Source organism: Streptomyces sp. NPDC002125 (assembly GCF_053593715.1).
Genome location: NZ_JBSFDD010000014.1, coordinates 176,109 through 195,561 on the forward strand (window position 1 = coordinate 176,109; position 19,453 = coordinate 195,561).

Sequence of the window (19,453 nt, forward strand, 5' to 3'; positions counted from 1 at the left end):
GTCAGCCCGCGTCCGCCGGGCGGCGGGCCAGCCAGAGCCGGCGCGTGGAGCGGACGACGAGGTCGTCGCGGTGGCGCACGTCCTGCGGGCCGCCGTCGAGGAGGGCGCCGAGCGCGGCGAGGTCCGCGGGCTCGGCCACTCCGTCGAGGGCCCCGCGGATGCGGCCCAGCACGACGTGGGCGTACCGGCCCGCGGAGGGCGGGAGCGGGGCGCGCACCTCCAGCGCCTCCACGTGCTCCTGCTCGACCGTGAGGCCGGCGGCGGCCAGCAGGGCGCCCCAGTCGGCGCCCAGGTGCGGCACCTGTCGCGCGTGCAGCCCGTCCAGCGCCTCCCGGCAGCGCGCTTCCAGTCCCGGGCGGCCGGGCGCCGCGTCCTCCGGCAGGAAGTGTGGCATCCCGTCCATCTCGGCGACGGCCAGCAGGCCGCCGGGGCGCAGCGCGGCGCGGACCCCCGCGAGCGCCGCGGCGGGGTCGTCCACGTGGTGCAGGGAGGCCGAGGCCCAGACGAGGTCCGCGTCCTCGATGCCGCCGAGCCCGGCTCCGGCGTCCGTCTCCAGGGTGCGTACCCGGTCGCCCAGGCCCTTGGCACGGGCGGTCTCCTCGATCAGGGCCAGCATCTCCGGGGAGTTGTCGACGGCGGTCACCCTGGCGCCGGGGAACCGCTCCAGCAGCGCGAAGGTGCCGGTGCCGGTGCCCGCGCCGAGGTCCACCACGTGGGCGGCCCCGGGCCCTGCGGCGTCGGCGACCCGGGCGGTCACCGAGGTGAGGTACGGGGCGAACAGCTCCGCGTCGAGATCGAGCACCGCGGCGAGGGCGTCCTGCGCGCCGGGGGTCCCGTGATCGTGGCCGTGATCGTGGTGGTCGCCGTGGTGACGGGCGCCATGGCCGTGCCCGGCGTGAAGGGCCGCGCCGTGCTGCTGTCCCGGGGCGTGGGGGTGGTGGGAAGAGGTGGGAGTCATGCGACCGAGCTTACGAAGCATTGCTCCCAGCGCATACTCTCTTGCCCATGACGCAAGAAGGCAGTGACCTCGACAGCCTCGTACGCAAACGGGTTCGCGCCCTGCGGGCCGCGCACGGCTGGTCGCTCGACGACCTCGCGGCCCGCTGCCACCTCAGCCCTTCCACTCTGAGCCGGATCGAGACCGGCCACCGCAGGATCGCGCTCGACCAGCTCACCGTGATCGCCCGGGCCCTCGGCACCTCGCTCGACCAGCTCGTCGAGTCGGCGCCCGACGACGTGGTGACGAACCCCACCCATGTCCCGGCGCGCGGTCTGACCCAGTGGGCGATGCGCGGCGAACCCGGGGTCACCGTGGCCCGGATGCGATTGACCGGCCCGCCGCCGGAGGGGCCGTCGGTGCTGAAGGCGCACCCCGGGCGGGAGTGGTTCACGGTGCTGTCGGGCACGGTCGTGCTGCTGCTGGGCGACCGGCGGCTGCGGGTGGAGGAGGGCCAGGCGGCGGAGTTCACCACGATGCTTCCGCACGCGCTGGGCGCGGTCGGCGGCCCGGCCGAGGTTCTCGGCATCTTCGACCGCGAGGGCCACCGCTCCCACCTGCGCGAAGGCGGGTGAGAGGGCGGCCCTGCACCGTCAGGGCGTGACGCGCTCCCCCAGGCGCACCCGGACGACGAGGTCGTGCAGGGCGTCGAACCCCGAGGGTCTCTCCACGAGCCGTGAGGCGGCCTGAGCTTCGTCGAGCACGGCGTGGAGAGATTCGACGTCACGCGCGGCCGACGCGCCGTCGACCATGTGCGCCGCCCCGTGCTCGGCCTCCGTCTTCGCGTCGATCAGCTCGGGCAGGCAGGCCGGGGCAGCGACTTCGCCGAGCAGGGTGGGCAGATGGGCCACCAGCGTGCCGGTGCGCATCAGATGGATGCCCGTGAGCAGCGCCCGGAAGGTGTACAGGAGCGGCTTGAGCTCGCCGGTCCTCTCGAACAGCCGCCACTGCGTACCGGCGAACCCCCGGTAGTGGTGGGCGTGGTTGCGGGTCACCACCGCCGGCGCCAGGGCCGCGAGTTCCGCGTGCAGGGCTGTGGTGTGCACGACGAGCGGGGACAGCAGCTGCTCCAGCACGTAGCCGTTGGGCTTGAGCATGAGACGTACGAACTTGCGGAGGTCGTGGGTGACGAGGTCCATCTCGACGCCGTCGTGGTCCCACATCCGCGAACGCGTCTCCTCCGGCTCCCGCAGCCCGACGAGATCCTCGGCGGGCAGGACGTGGACCCCCCGCAGGTCCACGTCCGAGTCCCGTGAGGGGAAGCCGTACAGGTGCGCGCCCGAGACGGTGGCGAACAGGATCGGGCAGGGCTCCTCGGCGAGTACCGGGGCCAGGTCGGTGACCGGGAGCCCGGCCCGCGCGAGGAGCGCCGTGTCGGTGTGCATGGGTCAAGCGTCCCAGAGCGCGGCGAGCGACAGGAGGTCGCTGCGGTATTCGATGCGCTCCGACCATTCCTTGGGCCAGGCGTCCGCTCCCAGGTGCGCTCCGGCCAGTGCTCCCGTCAGGCAGCCCAGCGAGTCGGAGTCGCCCCGGGTGCAGGCGGCCCGGCGCAGGGCGGTGACGGGTTCCTCGGGGAAGAGCAGGAAGCAGTGCAGGGCCGTCGCGAGGGCCTCCTCCGCGATCCAGCCGTCGCCGGTGCTCTCGCAGGGGTCGGTCTCGGGGGACGGACTCCGCAGGGCGTCCTGGACCCGGGCGAGCGCCGTGAGGCACTCCTCCCAGCCGCGCCGGATGTACGCCTCGGGCGAGGCGTCGCCCGCGTAGCGCCAGAGGTCGCCCAGCCAGCGCTCCGGATAGCGGTCGCTGTTCTCGTAGGCGTAGCTGCGCAACTGGCCGACCAGGCCCATCGGTTCGGCCCCCTGCGCCAGCAGGTACACCGCGCGGGCCATCAGGTCGGAGGCGGCCAGTGCGGTGGGGTGACCGTGGGTCAGCGCGGCCTGGAGCTGTGCGGCGCCGGCACGCTGCTCCTCGCTGAGCCCCGGCACGAGGCCGACGGGCGCGACCCGCATGTTGGCGCCGCAGCCCTTGGAGCCGGTCTGGCTGGCCTCCTGCCAGGGGCGTTCGCTGTCGAGCAGCCGGCAGGCGGTCATGCAGGTGCGGCCGGGGGCGCGGTTGTTGTCGGGCGAGTGGTACCAGTCGACGAACTCCTCGCGGACGGGGCGCACCAGCCGCGGCGGGGTGAGCAGACCCCGGTCCATCGCGGTGCGTATGCCGCGCCCCAGCGCGAGCGTCATCTGGGTGTCGTCGGTGACGAACGCGGGCTTCGGCAGCCGCATCTGGCGCCAGGGCCCGCACTTGGCGAGGATCGCGGGGACGTTGTTGAACTCGGTGGGGAAGCCCAGCGCGTCGCCGAGCGCCAGCCCGGTCAGCGCGCCCGTGGCCGCCTGTTTCGTGAGAATCCTTGTCGGGATCATGAGGTCCGTCCTTCCGGGCGTCCTTCCGGGCGCAGGAGTGGTGGGTGCAGGGCGGTAGCGGCACCCGCCCGGTAGAGGGCGGCCGGTTTGCCCCGTCCGCCGGTGCGGCGCGGGGGTCCGTCCACGGCCTGGACGAAGCCGGGCGTGGTGAGGACCTTGCGCCTGAAGTTGGGCCGGTCGAGCTCGACGCCCCAGACGGTCTCGTAGACCTGCTGGAGCTCTCCGAGGGTGAATTCGGCCGGGCAGAACGCGGTGGCCAGGCAGGAGTACTCCAGCCTGGCGCCGATCCGGTCGTAGGCGTCGGCCAGGATGCGGTCGTGGTCGAAGGCCAGCGGCACGGTGCCGCCCGTCTCCCACCACCGGGCGTGCGCCGCGTCCCCGCCGCCGCGCGGTTCCGGCAGATCGGGGACGAGTGCGGCGTACGCGACGGATACGACCCGCATCCTGGGGTCGCGGTCCGGATCGCTGTAGGTGCGCAGCTGTTCGAGGTGGAAGGCGCACACCGTGTTCTGGGTGAGGCCGGTCTCCTCGGCGAGCTCGCGGCGGGCCGCCTCCTCGGCGGACTCGCGGGGCAGCACGAAACCGCCCGGGAGTGCCCAGCGGCCCTTGTACGGGTCCTCGCCGCGCTCCACGAGCAGGACGTGGAGCCTGCCTTCGCGGACGGTGAAGACGGCGAGGTCGACGGTGACGGCGAACGGGGTGAAGGCGTGCGGGTCGTAGCCCTCGGGGACGGTGCTCATCGGCGCTCCGGCAGGGGTGCGGTGAAGTGCCATCCGGCGGCGAGCAGTCCGTCCACGGCGGCGACGGCCGTCGCGAGGCGCTCGTCGCGGGAACCGGTGATCTCGATGAACCCGCGTCCTGTACGGGCGAGTTCGGCGCGGAAGCGGTCGGTCATCCAGGGCCTCAGTTCCTCCCCGTCCCGCAGTCCGTCGTCCTCGAAGGCGACGCCCTCGTGGTCGGTGAGCAGCCAGAGGTGGTGGGTGTTTCGGTCGGCCGTCTTCTCCACGAGGGGGTTACGTCCGCCGATGTAGCGCTCGTGCCAGACGGTGGTGGCGAAGGAGTCCGTGTCGCAGAAGAGCACCGGGGAGCCGACCCGCGCGGCGGCGTCCTCCCTGGCGTTCTGGGTCTCGGCGATGAGCGGGAAGTCGTCGGTGGTGAAGCTGACGTCCTCCCACGCCGCGCCCGGCCATCGCGCACGGAGGGCGGCGAGTTTCGCCTCGCTGAACTCCCGCCCGTACTCGTCGACGCACAGCGTCCGCGCCCATACGCCGCCGCGCCGGCGGTAGTGCGCGGCCAGGGCGCGGGCCAGGGTCGTGGTGCCGGTGGACTCGGCGCCGAGCACGACGACGCGGCGGGTCAGCGCTGCCCGGACCGGTGGTTCGAGGAAGTCCCAGCAGCCGGCGGGGTCGGCCCGGACGGCGGTGCCGGAGACGGGGAAGACGGTGCGGGCGGGGTCGACGAGGACGGGCTCCGCGCCGAAGCGGCGGGCGAGTTCGTCGCCGTACTCCTCCGAGGTGAAGACGGCGTCGACGCGTCCGGGGACGGCCGAGGTGAACACGGCCATGTGCGCGTCCCAGACGGCCGGGTCCTCCAGGTCCATCGGGATGTCGTCGACGGCGCCCACCACCCGTACGTCCGGGTGCACTTCGCGCATCCAGGCGACCCGGTCGGCGAGCGGGACGGACTCGACCGACGCGGCGCAGACCAGGACGGTGACCCGCTCGCAGCGGTCCGTGGCGGTGCGGACGAGGTGGTGGTGCCCCGCGTGCGGCGGATAGAACTTGCCGAGGACCAGACCATGCCCGTGGCGCTTCATACCGGCACCGCCACGCCCTCGCGGCGGTCCGCGGCGAGATCCCGGCTCCAGCCGCGCAGCCCGATGAGGCAGAGGGTGAGGAATCCCAGGTAGAGCAGGGAGGTGAGGTAGAGCTCCTTGTACGCGTACAGCGGGATGTAGACCACGTCGGCGGCGATCCACAGCCACCAGGACTCGACGCGCTTGCGGCACTGCCCGTACGTCGCCATGAGGGACAGCGAGGTGGTCAGGGCGTCCCAGAACGGCACGGTCGAGTCCGTGGCCCGGGAGAGCAGGAGGGTGAGGAGGAGTGTCCCCGCCGCCCCCGCCGCGAACAGCCAGGTCCATTCGGTGCGGGTCGTGCCGCGCACCGGCAGGACGGACGCACCTGGTCCACCCCCGTGGGTCCAGGTCCACCAGCCGTACGCGGCGAGGGCGATGAAGACGATCTGCAGGCCGGCGTCGGCGTACAGACCGGACTGGGTGAACAGCAGGATGAAGAACAGGTTGTTGGCGATGCCGATCGGCCAGTTGGCGAGGTGCTGGCGGGCCACGAGCCAGACGCACAGCGCACCGCTGCCGAAGCCGAGCACCTCGGTCCAGCTGACCGGGGTGCCCAGGACCGTCACCAGGGGCTGTTGCAGGGGTTCGAGTATGTCCGCGAGCGACACGCCGCCGCCTCCTTCTTAATGGTCACTCTGACTATAAAGAAGGAACGGCTGCGGCAAAAGGCCCGCGGCCGGTTCCCGTTCGGAAAAAATGAACGAGGAACCGGCCGCGGGCCGTCAGGGGTCGGGCGGGTGGCTAGAGGCCGACCTCGCGCATCAGCATGCCGACCTCGGTGTTGGTCAGGCGGCGCAGCCAGCCCGACTTCTGGTCGCCCAGCGGGATCGGGCCGAAGGACGTGCGCACGAGCCGCTCGACCGGGAAGCCGGCCTCGGCCAGCATCCGGCGGACGATGTGCTTGCGGCCCTCGTGGAGGGTGACCTCGACGAGGTAGTTCTTGCCGGTGTTCTCGACGACCCGGAAGTGGTCGGCGCGGGCGTAGCCGTCCTCCAGCTGGATGCCGTCCTTGAGGCGCTTGCCGAGGTCACGCGGCAGCGGGCCCTGGATGGCGGCCAGGTAGGTCTTCTTCACGCCGTACTTGGGGTGCGTGAGGCGGTGGGCCAGCTCGCCGTGGTTGGTGAGCAGGATGATGCCCTCGGTCTCGGTGTCGAGGCGTCCGACGTGGAACAGCCGGGTCTCGCGGTTGGTGACGTAGTCACCGAGGTTCTGGCGGCCGTCCGGGTCGCCCATGGTGGAGACGACACCGGCCGGCTTGTTCAGCGCGAAGAAGAGGTACGACTGGGTCGCGACCGTCAGGCCGTCGACCTTGATCTCGTCGTGCTGCGGGTCGACGCGCATGCCCTGCTCCAGGACGATCTCGCCGTTGACCTCGACCCTGGCCTGCTCGATCAGCTCCTCGCACGCCCTGCGGGAGCCCATACCGGCGCGGGCGAGGATCTTCTGCAGACGCTCACCCTCCTGCTCGGCGCCCGGGTGCGTCTTGGGCGTCCTGATCTCGGGCTTGTCGGCGTAACGGTCGCGGTTACGCTGCTCGATCTTGGCGTCGAGCTCGCGCGGGCGGCTGGGGGCGCCCTGGCGACGGCCGCCCTTGCTCACGTTCTGCGGGGGCTTCGGGCCGCCCTTGGCGCCGCCGCGCGCCGCGGCACCACGGCCCTTGCGGGGGCCGCCGTCGCCGCCGGGCCGGTCGGAGCCCACGTCGTAGCGGCGCTCCTCGGGGCGGGGCCGGCGGGGGCGCTTCTCCTGGTCGTCGTCGCGCCCGGAGCCGGAGACCCGCGCGTTCGGGTTGCTGTTCCTGCCGGTGCCGGCGTTGTTCCTGTTGCCGCTCCAGCCGCCGCCACCGCTGCTGCCGCCGCTCCGGCCGCCGCCACCGCTCCGGCCGCCGCCACTCCGGCCACCGCCGCTGTTGCCGCTTCCGCTGTTCCTGCCACTGCTTCGCATCAAAAATCCGTCTTGTCGTCTGCGTGAGTATCCGGGGTGTCCGGTGCGTCCGGATCGAACGACGGCACACCCTCTAGCGTCTCAGCCTCGATCGCGTCCGCCTCCGGGAGGAAGGGCGCGAGCTCCGGGAGCTCGTCCAGGCCTCGCAGGCCCATGCGCTCCAGAAAGTAGTTCGTCGTCCTGTACAGGATCGCACCTGTTTCGGGTTCCGCGCCCGCCTCCTCGACGAGACCCCTCTGGAGCAGGGTCCTCATGACGCCGTCGCAGTTCACTCCGCGTACCGCCGAGACCCTCGACCGGCTCACCGGCTGGCGGTACGCGACCACCGCGAGGGTCTCCAGCGCCGCCTGGGTGAGCCGGGCGTGCTGGCCGTCCAGGACGAAGCCCTCGACGGCAGGCGCGTACTCCGGGCGGGTGTAGAAGCGCCACCCCCCGGCGACGAGCCTGAGGTCGAATCCGCGGCGCTGGACGGTGTACTCGTCGGCCAGCTCCCGCAGGGCGTGCGCCACGGCCCGGCGGGGGCGCTGGAGGACCTTGGCGAGGTGTTCCTCGGTGGCGGGCTCGTCCACGACCATGAGGACCGCCTCCAGGGCGGGCTTGAGGTCGAGCCCGGCAACCGTGCCCTGGCGCCCGTCGTCGTCCGTGCTCATTCCCGTACGTCCTCCTCCGCCTCGTGCACCTCTTGGTCGAACTCGTCGGTGACCAGTGGTCCGGCTCCCTCTCCCCCGGCCCAGCGGACCATCAGCTCGCCGAGCGCCTCCTCCTGGTCGAGGGCGACCGCCTTCTCCCGGTAGAGCTCCAGGAGCGCCAGGAACCGGGCGACGACCGTGAGGGTGTCCGCCGCGTCCTCGGTGAGCTCCCGGAAGCTGATCTCGCCCTCCGCGCGCAGCCTGGACACGACGATCCCGGCCTGCTCGCGCACGCTGACCAGCGGCGCGTGGATGTGGTCGACGTACACCTGCGGCTTCGGCTTCGGCTGCATCGCCTTCACCGCGAGCCGGGCGAAGCCCTCGGGGCCGATGCTGATCACGACCTCGGGCAGCAGCTCGGCGTGCTGGGGTTCCAGGCCGACGGTACGGGGGTGGCGGCGGGACTCGGACTCCAGGCGGTCGCTGAAGATCTCGGCGATCCGCTTGTACGCGCGGTACTGGAGCAGCCGCGCGAAGAGCAGGTCCCGCGCCTCCAGGAGGGCGAGGTCGGCCTCGTCCTCCACCTCGGCGGTGGGGAGCAGCCTGGCGGCCTTCAGGTCGAGCAGGGTCGCGGCGACGACGAGGAACTCGGTGGTCTGGTCGAGGTCCCAGTCGGGGCCCATGGCGCGGATGTGGGCCATGAACTCGTCGGTGACCTTCGACAGCGCGACCTCGGTCACATCGAGCTTGTGCTTGGAGATCAGCTGGAGGAGGAGGTCGAAGGGGCCTTCGAAGTTGACCAGCCGCACGGTGAAACGGCGGTCGTCACCAGCCTCGGGAACGGCGCCCTCGCCCGCCCCGTTCGCCTCGGGCACGCTCCCGACGCCGCCAGGAGCGTCCACCTGGGCCTCGGGGGGCCCGGAGGACGGATGCGCGGCAGGCGCGGAGTGCTCGGCAGGGGCCTCGGTGCCCTCAGGGGCCGCAGGGTAGCTGGCAGGGGCCTCAGGGGCCCCCTGGAGGTCCGCGGGGGCCGTGGGGCCCTCAGGGGCCTCCTGGAGAGCCGCAGGAGCCATGGGGCCCGCAGGGGACCCTTGGAGTTCCGCAGGCGTCCGGGGCGGGCCCTCAGGGGCCTCGGCGTCCACGGAGGCCTTCGCCGGCCGTATCCCCGGCCCCCGGCCGAGAGCACGGCGGGTCGGGCGGGGCGGGTCGTCGGCTGTCGGCATGTGCTGGGGTCCAGAGGTCCGGCGGGGAATCGGGCGGTGGCCCTGGGGCGGGGCCGCCCTCGGCGGCTCCCCTCCCCCGGCAGGCTACCGGCGTCGCGCCGCTCAGCGGCCGCGCAGCCTCCGTACGAGGATGCTCGCGTCGCCCCGCGACTCCAGGTCGGCGAGCACCACGGCGACCGCCTCACGGACGATGCGCCCCCGGTCCACGGCCAGACCGTGCTCACCGCGCAGCACGAGCCGCGCGTGTTCGAGGTCCATAAGTTCCTCGGCCGAGACATAGACGGTGATCTTCTCGTCGTGCCGCTCCCGGCCGCTGGGCCGGCGGTTCGCCCCGCGGCCCCCTCCGCGTGCCCGCTGGGGCTGCACGGTGGTGGCCGCCACCTCCTGGGGCGGCACGGTGCGGGGCGGGGCGGGCGCGCCGCGCTCCTCGCCCTCGGCGCGGCCGCGCGAGCCGCCACCGTCGGCGTCCGCCGCGGCGTGCTCCTCCCCGGACGCCCCGGCGGGAGCCTCAGCGCCGCCTCCGGGTGCGCCGCCCTGCTCCGCCGGATCGTTCGACCCGGTCGGTGCGGGCACCCGTGCCTCACCGTTCGCCCTGCGTCGCCTCTCAGCTGGGGACGAGGCCTGCAGGCCCATGCCCCCGGTGGTACGGAACAGCTCGTCGGCCCCCGGCAGACTCACTCGGCGTGACACCGGGCGAGCACCTCCCTGGCGAGCTGGCGATAGGCGGCGGCACCGACCGAGTTGGACGCGTACGTGGTGATGGGCTCACCCGCGACCGTGGTCTCCGGGAAGCGCACGGTGCGCCCGATGACCGTGTGGTAGACGTGGTCGTCGAAGGCCTCGACGACGCGTGCGAGCACCTCACGGCTGTGCACCGTGCGGGAGTCGTACATGGTGGCGAGGATGCCGTCCAGCTCCAGCTCGGGGTTGAGCCGCTCCTGGACCTTCTCGATCGTCTCGGTGAGCAGTGCCACACCGCGCAGCGCGAAGAACTCGCACTCGAGCGGGACTATCACCTTGTGAGCCGCCGTCAGGGCGTTCACCGTGAGCAGGCCGAGCGAGGGCTGACAGTCGATCACGATGTAGTCGTAGTCGGCCATCAGCGGCTTGAGGGCGCGCTGGAGCGTCGACTCCCGGGCCACCTCGCTCACCAGCTGCACTTCGGCGGCCGAGAGGTCGATGTTGCTGGGGAGCAGGTCCATGTTGGGCACCGCGGTCTTCAGCAGGACCTCGTCCGCCGCCATGCCCCGCTCCATGAGCAGGTTGTAGACGGTGAGGTCGAGCTCCATCGGGTTGACCCCGAGGCCGACCGACAGGGCTCCCTGCGGGTCGAAGTCGACGAGCAGGACGCGTCGGCCGTACTCCGCGAGTGCGGCGCCCAGGTTGATGGTCGACGTGGTCTTGCCGACGCCGCCCTTCTGGTTGCACATCGCGATGATCTTCGCGGGGCCGTGATCGGTCAGCGGACCGGGAATCGGGAAGTACGGCAGGGGCCGGCCGGTGGGGCCGATCCGCTCGCGGCGCTGACGGGCGGCGTCGGGCGCGAGGGTGGCCGCGTACTCCGGATCGGGCTCGTATTCGGCATCGGGGTCGTAGAAGTGCCCCTCGGGCACCTCGGCGAAGTCGGCGAAGTGGGCGGTCTCTCGGCCACTTTCGTTGCCGGCCATGGCGTTCACGTGTAGGCCGTCCATCATCTGGGGGGCTGTCGTCATGTGCTGGTGGGTGGCGAAGGTGCGGACAGCGACGGAGCCGACAGCTTCGAGCCCGATCGGGCTCAGACCCCGTGCAGGCATCCCTGGTTGACCACCCCCGGGAGTAATTGTCGACTCATTCACAAGTCGTCTTACCTCCTTGGATGTGACCAGGAAACTTATCGATAGGTCAGCGTGGCACCATGCCGACGATTGGCGACTCTATGGCGTGTCACCGGTTCGCAGCAACACAATCCGCCGGACCCGGCCCGATGTGTCGGCAATCGAACACCCCGCTGTCAAGGGTGCGGAGCGCCCGGGGCGCACCTTTCGCCGGGGTGCAAAAAGGGTAGAGGGTTACGTCTCCGGCGAGTTGGGCCGGGGCCCCTCATGCGTCCGGCCGGACCTTGCTGGGCAAGGTCCGGCCGGACGCATGAGGTTGACGGAGGGGGTTGACCGCTCAGCCGAGAAGCGTGCTCAGTTCCACGTGGTCGAGACCGTGCGCCTCGGCCACCTCGCGGTAAACCACCTGGCCGTCATGGGTGTTGAGGCCCTTGGCCAGCGCGGCGTCACGGCGCAGGGCGTCGGCCCAGCCACGGTTCGCGAGCTCCAGGATGTAGGGCAGCGTGGCGTTCGTGAGCGCGTAGGTGGAGGTGTTCGGCACCGCGCCCGGCATGTTCGCGACGCAGTAGAAGACCGAGTCGTGGACGGTGAAGGTCGGGTCGGCGTGCGTGGTCGGATGCGAGTCCTCGAAGCAGCCTCCCTGATCGATCGCAATGTCGACAAGAACACTTCCGGGCTTCATCTTGGCGACGAGCTCGTTGGTGACCAGCTTCGGGGCCTTCGCTCCGGGGATCAGCACGGCGCCCACGACGAGGTCGGCCTCGACGACTGCCTTCTCCAGCTCCAGGGCGTTGGAGACGACCGTCCGCACCTTGGTGCCGAAGACCTTGTCGGCCTCGCGGAGCTTGTTGATGTCCTTGTCGAGCAGCGTGACGTGGAAGCCGAGCCCGACGGCGATCTGGGTCGCGTTCCAGCCGGAGACACCGCCGCCGATGACGACGGCCCTGGCCGATCCCGTGCCCGGGACGCCGCCGGGGAGCACACCGCGCCCGCCGACCGAGCGCATCAGGTGGTACGCGCCGACCTGCGGGGCGAGGCGGCCGGCGACCTCGGACATCGGGGCGAGCAGCGGCAGCGCGCGGTTCGCGGTCTCGACGGTCTCGTACGCGATGGCGGTCGTGCCCGACGCGAGCAGGGCGTCCGTGCACGCGCGGGAGGCGGCGAGGTGGAGGTAGGTGAAGAGCGTCTGGCCCTTGCGGAGGCGGTGGTACTCCTCGGCGACCGGCTCCTTGACCTTGAGCAGCAGGTCGGCGGCGGCCCAGACCTCGTCGGCGGTGGGCAGGATGCTCGCGCCCGCCGCGACGTACTCCTCGTCCGGGATGGACGAGCCCTCACCGGCGTGCTGCTCGACGAGGACCTGGTGGCCGTGGCGTACGAGCTCATGCACTCCGGCGGGGGTGATCGCCACCCGGAACTCGTTGTTCTTGACTTCGCGGGGGATGCCGACCTTCACGTCGATCACGGTCCTTGACTCAGAGGGTCGCCAGGGCATAGCGGGTCATACCCGTATGAACCAAGCATAAAGGGAGACACCACAGAGATCTGCGGCAGAACCATCATTAATGAAGGGCTTCCCGCTGTCTAGCCTTACAAAGCATTAAGTTTCGTTCGAAGCGCTACGGATTTCGTAGGCAGGGCTCTCCTCGCCCAGCAATCTGTCGGCCGTCGAGCGGTGCAGCCGGGCGGCCGCGGGGTCCCCGAGCCGGTCCAGGGTGTCCGCGAGTCTGAGCTCCAGCGCCGCCTGGAGACGCACGTCACCCGCCCTGCGCGCCAGGTCGACCGCCTCACGGCAGGTGTGCAGGCACTCCTGCGGCCGGCCCGCGTACTCCTGCACACGGGCGGCCTCGCTGAGCGCCCGCGCCTGGGCCGGCAGGTCCCCGAGCCTGCGGTGGCCCGCGGCGGCGGCCCGCCATGCGCGCAGGGCCTCGCCGTAGCGCCCGGTGTACGTGTGGACGGCCCCGAGCCGTCCGTACAGGCGTGCCGCGTCAGCGTGCTCCCCCTGTGTGAGGCGTTGCGCGAGGGCCCGGCCGTACCAGTCGGAGGCCCGGTTGTAGTCCCCCAGCTCCGCGTGGGCGCCGCCTGCGGATTCCATCGCCCGGCCGGTCGCGTAGAGGTCGTTCGCGGCGCGTCCGGCGTCCAGCGCGGCCCTGTAGCGGGCCAGCGCCTCGCGCGTACGGCCGGTCCTGGCGTCCAGATCGGCCAGATTGAGCAGCGCGGCGGCCTTCTCCCTGGGCAGGTCGCGGCGCTCGGCCACATCCAGGACCAGCCCGTGCAGCCCGTACAGCACGGGAGCGGCGTCCTCGGTTCCCCGGTGCACGGCGAGGGCCCGGACCAGCGCGGCCACCAGCCGCCGGGCCAGGGTGTCCAGACCGCCGTCCCGCACCGCGAGCCTGGCGGAGGCCACGAGAGAGGGCTCACGGATGCGCAGCCACTCGGCGGCGGACTCCGGGTTGGGGAAGCGCAGCGAGCGCGGCAGCCCGGCGAGCCTGCGACGGGCCGGTGAGTCCTCGGGGTCGGTGACCGCGCGGCAGGCCTGGAGCCGGCGCACGGTCCGCTCCAGCATCCTGGCCCGCGCGAGCTGGATCTCGGCGGGGCGTTCCCGCTCCTCCAGCACGGCGCGCACCAGGGGGGCGAGGCAGCCGGGCACCTCGTACTGCGGGAGCACGGCGCCGTTGGTCCGCAGCAGCCCGAAGCGGACGAAGTCGTCCAGGGTCTGCTGGGCGGCGGACACGGAGCACCCGGCCAGCGCGGACGCGGTGTGGGCGTCGGCGAGTCCGGCGGGCGCCAGGGCGAGCAGTCGCAGTATCCGGGCGGCGACCGCGGGCAGCGAGTCGTGGACGAGGCGGAAGGCGCGGGCCAGCGGCCTTGCCCCGGCGGGCTGTTCGGGATCGTCCTGCTGGTCGCGCAGCTGCTTGGTGACGTCGGCGACGGAGGCGCCGGGGCGGGCCGCGAGCCATCCCGCGACGAGGGTCAGCGCGGCGGGCAGCCCTCCGCACTCCTCCGCGAGCGTCTCGGCGGTCCGGGGGTCGACGGTGATGCGGACCTGGCCGATGGTGTGGGCGAGCAGCTGCACGGCGGCGCCCGTGTCGAGCCCGCCGATGGTGCACGGGCGGACCCCGGAGATCCCGGTGAGGGGACCCGTCGAGGTGGCGACGACCAGGCAGTCCGGGTTGTCCGGGAGCAGCGGGTCGACCTGTTCGGCGTCCACGGCGTCGTCGAGCAGGATCAGGGCGCGGCGTACGGCGAACGCCTCGCGGACCATCTCGGAGAGCTCGTCCTCGCCGGCGCCCGGCGGGGCGGTGATACGGAGCATGTCCAGGAGTTCGCGCGCGGTGCGTTCGCCGGTGACGCGTTCGCCTCCCGGGTCGGTGAGCGAGACCCGGAACACCCCGTCGGGGTAGTCGCCGGGTTCCGCGAGCCCGCGGGCGAGTTCGGCGGCGAGGGCGGTGCGTCCGGAACCGGGCCTGCCCGCGATGAGCAGGACCCTGGCGCGGGCCGCCTTGCGGCCGGCCAGGGTGTCCAGGCCCGCGCCCGCGATGTCCTCCTGAAGGGCTTTCAGCTCGCGTGCGCGGCCGAAGAACCGGGGTGGCGTGGCCTCGGGCGGTTCCTTGGCTCCCGCCGTCCCCGCCGCTCCGGCCGGGCCGTTGGTGTCCACCGCCTGATCGGTCACGGGCCACGCTCCACTTCGCTGCACGCGGTTGCCCGCCGGAACTCCGGGCGGGGCCTTTCGAGCGTAGTTCAGTGGTGCGGACGATCACGGCCGAGCGCGGCGGACGGATCCCCCGAAAGGATCAGCGTTTCGTACGATCTGCCGATGTTCTACGGGGAATCCATCGGCCATCCGTGACGACCCGTCAGCGGTCAGGCCTCGAACGGCCGGGCCGGCCACGGCGCCTCGGCGGGCCGCAGCGAGTCCACCCCGTCGCCCGCGAGCACCGCGGTGAGCGAGAGGACGCCCACGACCAGGCAGTTGTTGTGCAGGTCACCGGCGAGCACGCCCCGGACGAGCTCCTGGAGGGGCACCCGGGCCTGCTCCATGTCGGCCTCCTCCTCGGAGACCGCGAAGCGCTCGCCCTCGGCCTCCGAGAGGTCCCGCGCGAGGAAGATGCGCACGGCCTCGTCGCAGCCGCCGGGCGTGGTGTAGACGTCGGTCAGCACCCGCCAGTCCTCGGCCTTGACGTGGGCCTCCTCGTACAGCTCGCGCTGCGCGGCGTGCAGCGGGTTCTCGCCGGGGATGTCGAGCAGTCCGGCCGGGATCTCCCAGAGCTTGTGGCGCACCGGGTGGCGGTACTGCCGCAGGACGAGGACCCGGCCGTCGTCGTCGACGGCGAGCACGGCGACGGACCCGGGGTGGACCTGGTAGTCGCGGCTGTGGACGCTTCCGTCGGGCATCACGACGTCGTCGGTGCGGACGCTGGTCTTGTTACCGGTGAAGGGGGTCACCGTCGCGGTGACCTGCCACTCCTCGGGCGTGTCCTGGAAACCCATGTACGTCCTCCCACGAACAAACAGAAACCGGGGTACGCGTCCCCTGAAGGACGCGTACCCCGGTCAACCGTATCGCTTCACGCGTCGGCGCCTTACGCGTCGGCGCCCTTCTCCTGCGCCGCGACCTTGCGCTCGACCGCGGCCTTCACCAGACCGGCGAAGAGCGGGTGCGGGCGGGTCGGGCGGGAGCGCAGCTCCGGGTGCGCCTGGGTGGCCACCAGGTAGGGGTGGGCCTCACGCGGGTACTCGACATACTCGACGAGCTTGTTGTCCGGGGAGGTGCCGGAGAAGACCAGGCCGGCCTTCTTCTCCAGCTCCGCGCGGTAGCCGTTGTTCACCTCGTAGCGGTGGCGGTGGCGCTCCTCGACGTACGGCTCGCCCGCGTAGGCCTCGCGGACCAGGGAGCCCTCGGCGAGCTTCGCCGGGTACATGCCGAGCCGCATGGTGCCGCCCAGGTCGCCCGCGCCCTCGACGTACGCGAGCTGCTCCTCCATCGTCGAGATGACGGGGTGGGCGGTGGCGGCGTCGAACTCGGTGGAGTTGGCGTCGGCGATCCCGGCGAGGTTGCGCGCGGCCTCGATCACGATGCACTGGAGGCCGAGGCAGAGGCCGAGCAGCGGCACCCTGTTCTCGCGGGCGTACTGGATGGCGCCGACCTTGCCGATCACACCGCGCTCGCCGAAGCCGCCGGGGATGCAGACGGCGTCGACGTCACCGAGCTGCTTCTGCGCGCCGGCCGGGGTCTTGCAGTCGTCGGACGCGACCCACTTGACCTTGACGCGGGCCTTGTTCGCGAAGCCGCCGGCCCGGATGGCCTCGGTGACCGAGAGGTAGGCGTCGGGCAGGTCGATGTACTTGCCGACCAGGGCGACGGTGACCTCGTGGTCGGGGTTGTGGACGCGGTCCAGCAGGTCGTCCCAGGTGGTCCAGTCGACGTCGCGGAACGGCAGGTCCAGCTTGCGCACGACGTAGGCGTCAAGGCCCTCGGTGTGCAGCACCTTGGGGATGTCGTAGATCGACTTGGCGTCCACGCAGGCCACCACGGCGGCCTCGTCGACGTCGCACATCAGCGAGATCTTGCGCTTGATGGCGGTCGGTACGTCGCGGTCGGCACGCAGCACGATGGCGTCCGGCTGGATGCCGATGTTGCGCAGGGCGGCGACGGAGTGCTGGGTGGGCTTGGTCTTCAGCTCGCCGGAGGGGCCGATGTAGGGCAGCAGCGAGATGTGCACGACGAAGACGTTGTCGCGGCCGACCTCGTGCCGGACCTGGCGGACCGTCTCCAGGAACGGCAGCGACTCGATGTCGCCGACGGTGCCGCCGACCTCGGTGATGACGACGTCCACGTCGTCGGTCGCCATGCGGCGGATGCGGTGCTTGATCTCGTTGGTGATGTGCGGGATGACCTGGACGGTGTCGCCGAGGTACTCGCCGCGCCGCTCCTTGGCGATCACGGTGTTGTAGACCTGGCCGGTCGTGACGTTGGCCGAGCCGTCGAGGTCGACATCGAGGAAGCGCTCGTAGTGGCCGATGTCCAGGTCGGTCTCGGCGCCGTCGTTGGTGACGAACACCTCTCCGTGCTGGAAGGGGTTCATCGTGCCGGGGTCGACGTTGAGGTAGGGGTCGAGCTTCTGCATGGTGACCCGGAGGCCACGCGCCTTGAGCAGGGCACCCAGGCTGGAGGCAGTCAGACCCTTGCCGAGGGAGGAGGCGACACCCCCGGTGACGAAGATGTGCTTGGTCGTCGTGGATGTGGGCTGCATAGCCAAAGGGGGCTCCCGTGGTCGCGATCGTGAGGTGCGTGCCGGCGTGCCGTCCGGATTTCCGGAGGCGCCGTCGCTGCGGTTCGGGGGCCTCGTCCACTGTCGGGACGACCACCGGTCCACGGGCTACCAGGGTAACAGCGACGAAGGGGGGCTGCTTCCGGCCATGCCCCGCCCACCGCCGACACAAGATCATCACGACCGCTTACAGGTTCCACGCATTCACCGATGACGGGCGACGGACAAGTTGCGGACAGGCGCGCGGATCTCCACGGTGCGTCGTATCCTGCTCGGACACTCGCTGCCGAGTTGGCCGGCCCAGCGGCTCCACCCCAGCCCGCTCACCCGTGCAAGAGCTCGTCGGTTCTATTACAACGACCCCTTGACCAGCAGTAAGCGCCCTGCGGGGCGACATGGCCGTTCGACTGGAGACGCACGTGGCCGGGCGCATCGAGGATTACGCACTCATCGGAGACATGCAGACCGCCGCCCTGGTCTGCCGGGACGGCACAGCTGACTGGCTGTGCCTTCCCCGCTTCGACTCGCACGCGATTTTCGCAGGACTTCTCGGCACCGAGGAGCACGGCTTCTGGCGGCTCGGTCCCGCCCGCCCCGAGGGCGCCGAGCCCCCGGCGGCCGACCGGCGCCGTTATCGCGGCGACTCGCTCATCCTGGAGTCGGAGTGGGACACGGACCGCGGCACGGTCAGAGTGACCGATTTCATGCCGCCGCGTGACGGAGCCCCTCAGCTCATCCGCATCGTGGAGGGTGTGAGCGGCCGGGTTCCGATGCGCTCCGAGCTCCGGATGCGTTTCAGCTACGGGCGCGTCACCCCGTGGGTCCACAAGGTCGACGGGCGTACGGTCGCCGTCGCCGGCCCCGACTCGGTGTGGCTGGACACCGACGCGGAGACGTACGGCCAGAACCTGACCACGTACTCCGACTTCACCGTGTCCCCGGGCGACCGGGTGGCGTTCACGATCAGCTGGCAGCCCTCGCACCACGAGCCGCCCGCCATGCCCGAGCCGGAGACCTCCCTGGAAGCCACGGAGAGCTTCTGGCGCGAGTGGGTCGAGCACTGCACGTACCACGGCCCCTACCGTGAGGCCGTCGTCCGCTCGCTCATCACCCTGAAGGCGCTCACCTACGCGCCGACCGGCGGCATCGTGGCCGCCCCGACAACCTCCCTCCCGGAGGACATCGGCGGTTCGCGGAACTGGGACTACCGCTACACCTGGCTGCGCGACGCGGCGATCACCCTCTCCTCACTGCTGCGCACGGGATACCGCGAGGAGGCCCGCGCGTGGCGCGAGTGGCTGCTGCGGGCGGTCGCGGGCGACCCGGAGAACCTGCAGATCATGTACGGCATCGCGGGTGAGCGGGAGCTCGGCGAGGCGGAGCTGGACTGGCTGCCCGGCTATGAGAACTCCGGCCCGGTCCGGGTCGGCAACGGCGCGGCGAACCAGCTTCAGCTCGACGTCTACGGCGAGGTCACCGAGGCGCTGCACCTGGCGCACATGACCGGGCTGACCCGCAACGACTACGCCGTGGGGCTCCAACTCAAGCTGATCAGCTACCTGGAGAAGCACTGGGACGAGCCGGACGAGGGCATCTGGGAGGTGCGCGGTCCGCGCCGGCACTTCGTGCACTCCAAGGTCATGGCCTGGGTCGCGGTGGACCGCACGATCAAGCTGATCGAGTCCGGCGACACGGACGGCCCGCTGGAGCGGTGGTACGAGCTGCGGGACGACATCCACCGCGACGTCTGCGAGCGGGGCTACGACCCGGAGCGCAACACCTTCACGCAGTCCTACGGCTCCAAGGAGCTGGACGCGTCGCTGCTGCTGATCCCGCAGATGGGCTTCCTGCCGCCGGACGACAAGCGGGTCATCGGCACGATCGAGGCGATCCAGCGGGAGCTGTCCACGGAGGACGGCTTCATCCTGCGCTACCCGACCGAGGGCGACGACGCGGGTGTGGACGGTCTGGAGGGCGACGAGGGCGCGTTCCTCGCCTGCTCGTTCTGGCTGGCCGACGACCTGGCGATGATCGGCCGGGTCGACGAGGCCCGCAGGCTCTTCGAGAAGCTGCTGTCCCTGCGCAACGACCTCGGGCTGCTGGCCGAGGAGTGGGACTCACGTCTCCAGCGCCAGGTGGGCAACTTCCCGCAGGCGTTCAGCCATGTGCCGCTCATCGACACCGCGCTGCGGCTGACGGCCAGCGGGGCGTACGTCGGCTGACCCGGGACCGTGACGGGACCCTCCCCGTGGAACGGCCGATACCACCGGCCGGGCCTACGATGGGAGGGTCCTGTCACGCCCTGCGAAGG

17 protein-coding genes are annotated in these 19,453 nt (G+C 71.7%); 2 read left to right on the forward strand and 15 right to left on the reverse strand.

Annotation, left to right across the window (positions count from 1 at the left end; all coding sequences use genetic code 11):
* Position 1 precedes the first annotated feature (1 nt).
* On the reverse strand, positions 2-958 hold the full coding sequence (locus ACWCQM_RS23900) for a class I SAM-dependent methyltransferase (protein ID WP_450917181.1): 957 nt from the start codon (positions 956-958) through the stop codon (positions 2-4).
* 47 nt (positions 959-1,005) lie between these two features.
* Here ACWCQM_RS23900 and ACWCQM_RS23905 point away from each other — a divergent pair, with 47 nt between their 5' ends.
* Complete coding sequence (locus ACWCQM_RS23905) at positions 1,006-1,572, forward strand: helix-turn-helix domain-containing protein (RefSeq protein ID WP_450917182.1); 567 nt, start codon at positions 1,006-1,008, stop codon at positions 1,570-1,572.
* 18 nt (positions 1,573-1,590) lie between these two features.
* Here the strand turns inward: ACWCQM_RS23905 and ACWCQM_RS23910 are convergent, their stop codons facing one another.
* The 14 genes from ACWCQM_RS23910 to ACWCQM_RS23975 form a co-directional block, all read right to left on the reverse strand.
* Entirely contained in the window at positions 1,591-2,382 is a 792-nt protein-coding gene (locus ACWCQM_RS23910) for a nucleotidyltransferase domain-containing protein (protein WP_450917183.1), read from the reverse strand.
* A 3-nt stretch (positions 2,383-2,385) separates the two neighbouring features.
* Positions 2,386-3,408 (reverse strand): ADP-ribosylglycohydrolase family protein, encoded by a 1,023-nt coding sequence (locus ACWCQM_RS23915; protein WP_450917184.1) that lies wholly within the window; start codon positions 3,406-3,408, stop codon positions 2,386-2,388.
* Complete coding sequence (locus ACWCQM_RS23920) at positions 3,405-4,148, reverse strand: NUDIX hydrolase (protein ID WP_450917185.1); 744 nt, start codon at positions 4,146-4,148, stop codon at positions 3,405-3,407. Before ACWCQM_RS23920 ends, ACWCQM_RS23915 begins: the two co-directional genes overlap by 4 nt.
* Positions 4,145-5,224 (reverse strand): AAA family ATPase, encoded by a 1,080-nt coding sequence (locus ACWCQM_RS23925; protein ID WP_450917186.1) that lies wholly within the window; start codon positions 5,222-5,224, stop codon positions 4,145-4,147. The genes ACWCQM_RS23920 and ACWCQM_RS23925 overlap by 4 nt, the downstream gene beginning before the upstream one ends.
* Positions 5,221-5,874, reverse strand: coding sequence for a nicotinamide riboside transporter PnuC (gene pnuC, locus ACWCQM_RS23930; RefSeq protein ID WP_450917187.1), 654 nt, complete (start codon positions 5,872-5,874; stop codon positions 5,221-5,223). Before pnuC ends, ACWCQM_RS23925 begins: the two co-directional genes overlap by 4 nt.
* A gap of 133 nt (positions 5,875-6,007) precedes the next feature.
* Positions 6,008-7,207, reverse strand: coding sequence for a pseudouridine synthase (locus ACWCQM_RS23935; RefSeq protein ID WP_450917188.1), 1,200 nt, complete (start codon positions 7,205-7,207; stop codon positions 6,008-6,010).
* The gene (gene scpB, locus ACWCQM_RS23940) at positions 7,207-7,857 is read right to left on the reverse strand and encodes an SMC-Scp complex subunit ScpB (protein ID WP_450917189.1); all 651 of its coding nucleotides are present in this window, start codon (positions 7,855-7,857) and stop codon (positions 7,207-7,209) included. Before scpB ends, ACWCQM_RS23935 begins: the two co-directional genes overlap by 1 nt.
* Entirely contained in the window at positions 7,854-9,059 is a 1,206-nt protein-coding gene (locus ACWCQM_RS23945) for a segregation/condensation protein A (RefSeq protein ID WP_450917190.1), read from the reverse strand. Before ACWCQM_RS23945 ends, scpB begins: the two co-directional genes overlap by 4 nt.
* A 102-nt stretch (positions 9,060-9,161) precedes the next feature.
* Positions 9,162-9,737, reverse strand: a complete 576-nt coding sequence (locus tag ACWCQM_RS23950) for a hypothetical protein (RefSeq protein ID WP_450917210.1) — start codon at positions 9,735-9,737, stop codon at positions 9,162-9,164.
* Positions 9,734-10,852, reverse strand: coding sequence for a ParA family protein (locus ACWCQM_RS23955; RefSeq protein ID WP_073751114.1), 1,119 nt, complete (start codon positions 10,850-10,852; stop codon positions 9,734-9,736). The genes ACWCQM_RS23950 and ACWCQM_RS23955 overlap by 4 nt, the downstream gene beginning before the upstream one ends.
* A gap of 358 nt (positions 10,853-11,210) precedes the next feature.
* The gene (ald, locus tag ACWCQM_RS23960; protein ID WP_450917211.1) at positions 11,211-12,326 is read right to left on the reverse strand and encodes an alanine dehydrogenase; all 1,116 of its coding nucleotides are present in this window, start codon (positions 12,324-12,326) and stop codon (positions 11,211-11,213) included.
* Between the two features lie 144 nt (positions 12,327-12,470).
* Entirely contained in the window at positions 12,471-14,543 is a 2,073-nt protein-coding gene (locus ACWCQM_RS23965) for an NB-ARC domain-containing protein (RefSeq protein ID WP_450917191.1), read from the reverse strand.
* A gap of 191 nt (positions 14,544-14,734) precedes the next feature.
* Positions 14,735-15,361 (reverse strand): NUDIX domain-containing protein, encoded by a 627-nt coding sequence (locus ACWCQM_RS23970; protein ID WP_073751110.1) that lies wholly within the window; start codon positions 15,359-15,361, stop codon positions 14,735-14,737.
* 92 nt (positions 15,362-15,453) lie between these two features.
* Positions 15,454-17,124 (reverse strand): CTP synthase, encoded by a 1,671-nt coding sequence (locus ACWCQM_RS23975; protein ID WP_450917192.1) that lies wholly within the window; start codon positions 17,122-17,124, stop codon positions 15,454-15,456.
* Positions 17,125-17,561: 437 nt separating this feature from the next.
* On the opposite strand from ACWCQM_RS23975, the gene ACWCQM_RS23980 reads away from it, so the two are divergent.
* Positions 17,562-19,364: a glycoside hydrolase family 15 protein gene (locus ACWCQM_RS23980; RefSeq protein WP_450917212.1), complete on the forward strand. Its 1,803-nt coding sequence runs from the start codon at positions 17,562-17,564 to the stop codon at positions 19,362-19,364.
* Positions 19,365-19,453: the final 89 nt, after the last annotated feature.

Coding starts and splice junctions, on each gene's coding strand:
- ACWCQM_RS23900 (WP_450917181.1), bottom strand. CDS start 958: ATGACTCCCACCTCTTCCCACCACCCCCACGCCCCGGGACAGCAGCAC.
- ACWCQM_RS23905 (WP_450917182.1), top strand. CDS start 1,006: ATGACGCAAGAAGGCAGTGACCTCGACAGCCTCGTACGCAAACGGGTT.
- ACWCQM_RS23910 (WP_450917183.1), bottom strand. CDS start 2,382: ATGCACACCGACACGGCGCTCCTCGCGCGGGCCGGGCTCCCGGTCACC.
- ACWCQM_RS23915 (WP_450917184.1), bottom strand. CDS start 3,408: ATGATCCCGACAAGGATTCTCACGAAACAGGCGGCCACGGGCGCGCTG.
- ACWCQM_RS23920 (WP_450917185.1), bottom strand. CDS start 4,148: ATGAGCACCGTCCCCGAGGGCTACGACCCGCACGCCTTCACCCCGTTC.
- ACWCQM_RS23925 (WP_450917186.1), bottom strand. CDS start 5,224: ATGAAGCGCCACGGGCATGGTCTGGTCCTCGGCAAGTTCTATCCGCCG.
- ACWCQM_RS23935 (WP_450917188.1), bottom strand. CDS start 7,207: ATGCGAAGCAGTGGCAGGAACAGCGGAAGCGGCAACAGCGGCGGTGGC.
- scpB (WP_450917189.1), bottom strand. CDS start 7,857: ATGAGCACGGACGACGACGGGCGCCAGGGCACGGTTGCCGGGCTCGAC.
- ACWCQM_RS23945 (WP_450917190.1), bottom strand. CDS start 9,059: ATGCCGACAGCCGACGACCCGCCCCGCCCGACCCGCCGTGCTCTCGGC.
- ACWCQM_RS23955 (WP_073751114.1), bottom strand. CDS start 10,852: ATGCCTGCACGGGGTCTGAGCCCGATCGGGCTCGAAGCTGTCGGCTCC.
- ACWCQM_RS23970 (WP_073751110.1), bottom strand. CDS start 15,361: ATGGGTTTCCAGGACACGCCCGAGGAGTGGCAGGTCACCGCGACGGTG.
- ACWCQM_RS23975 (WP_450917192.1), bottom strand. CDS start 17,124: ATGCAGCCCACATCCACGACGACCAAGCACATCTTCGTCACCGGGGGT.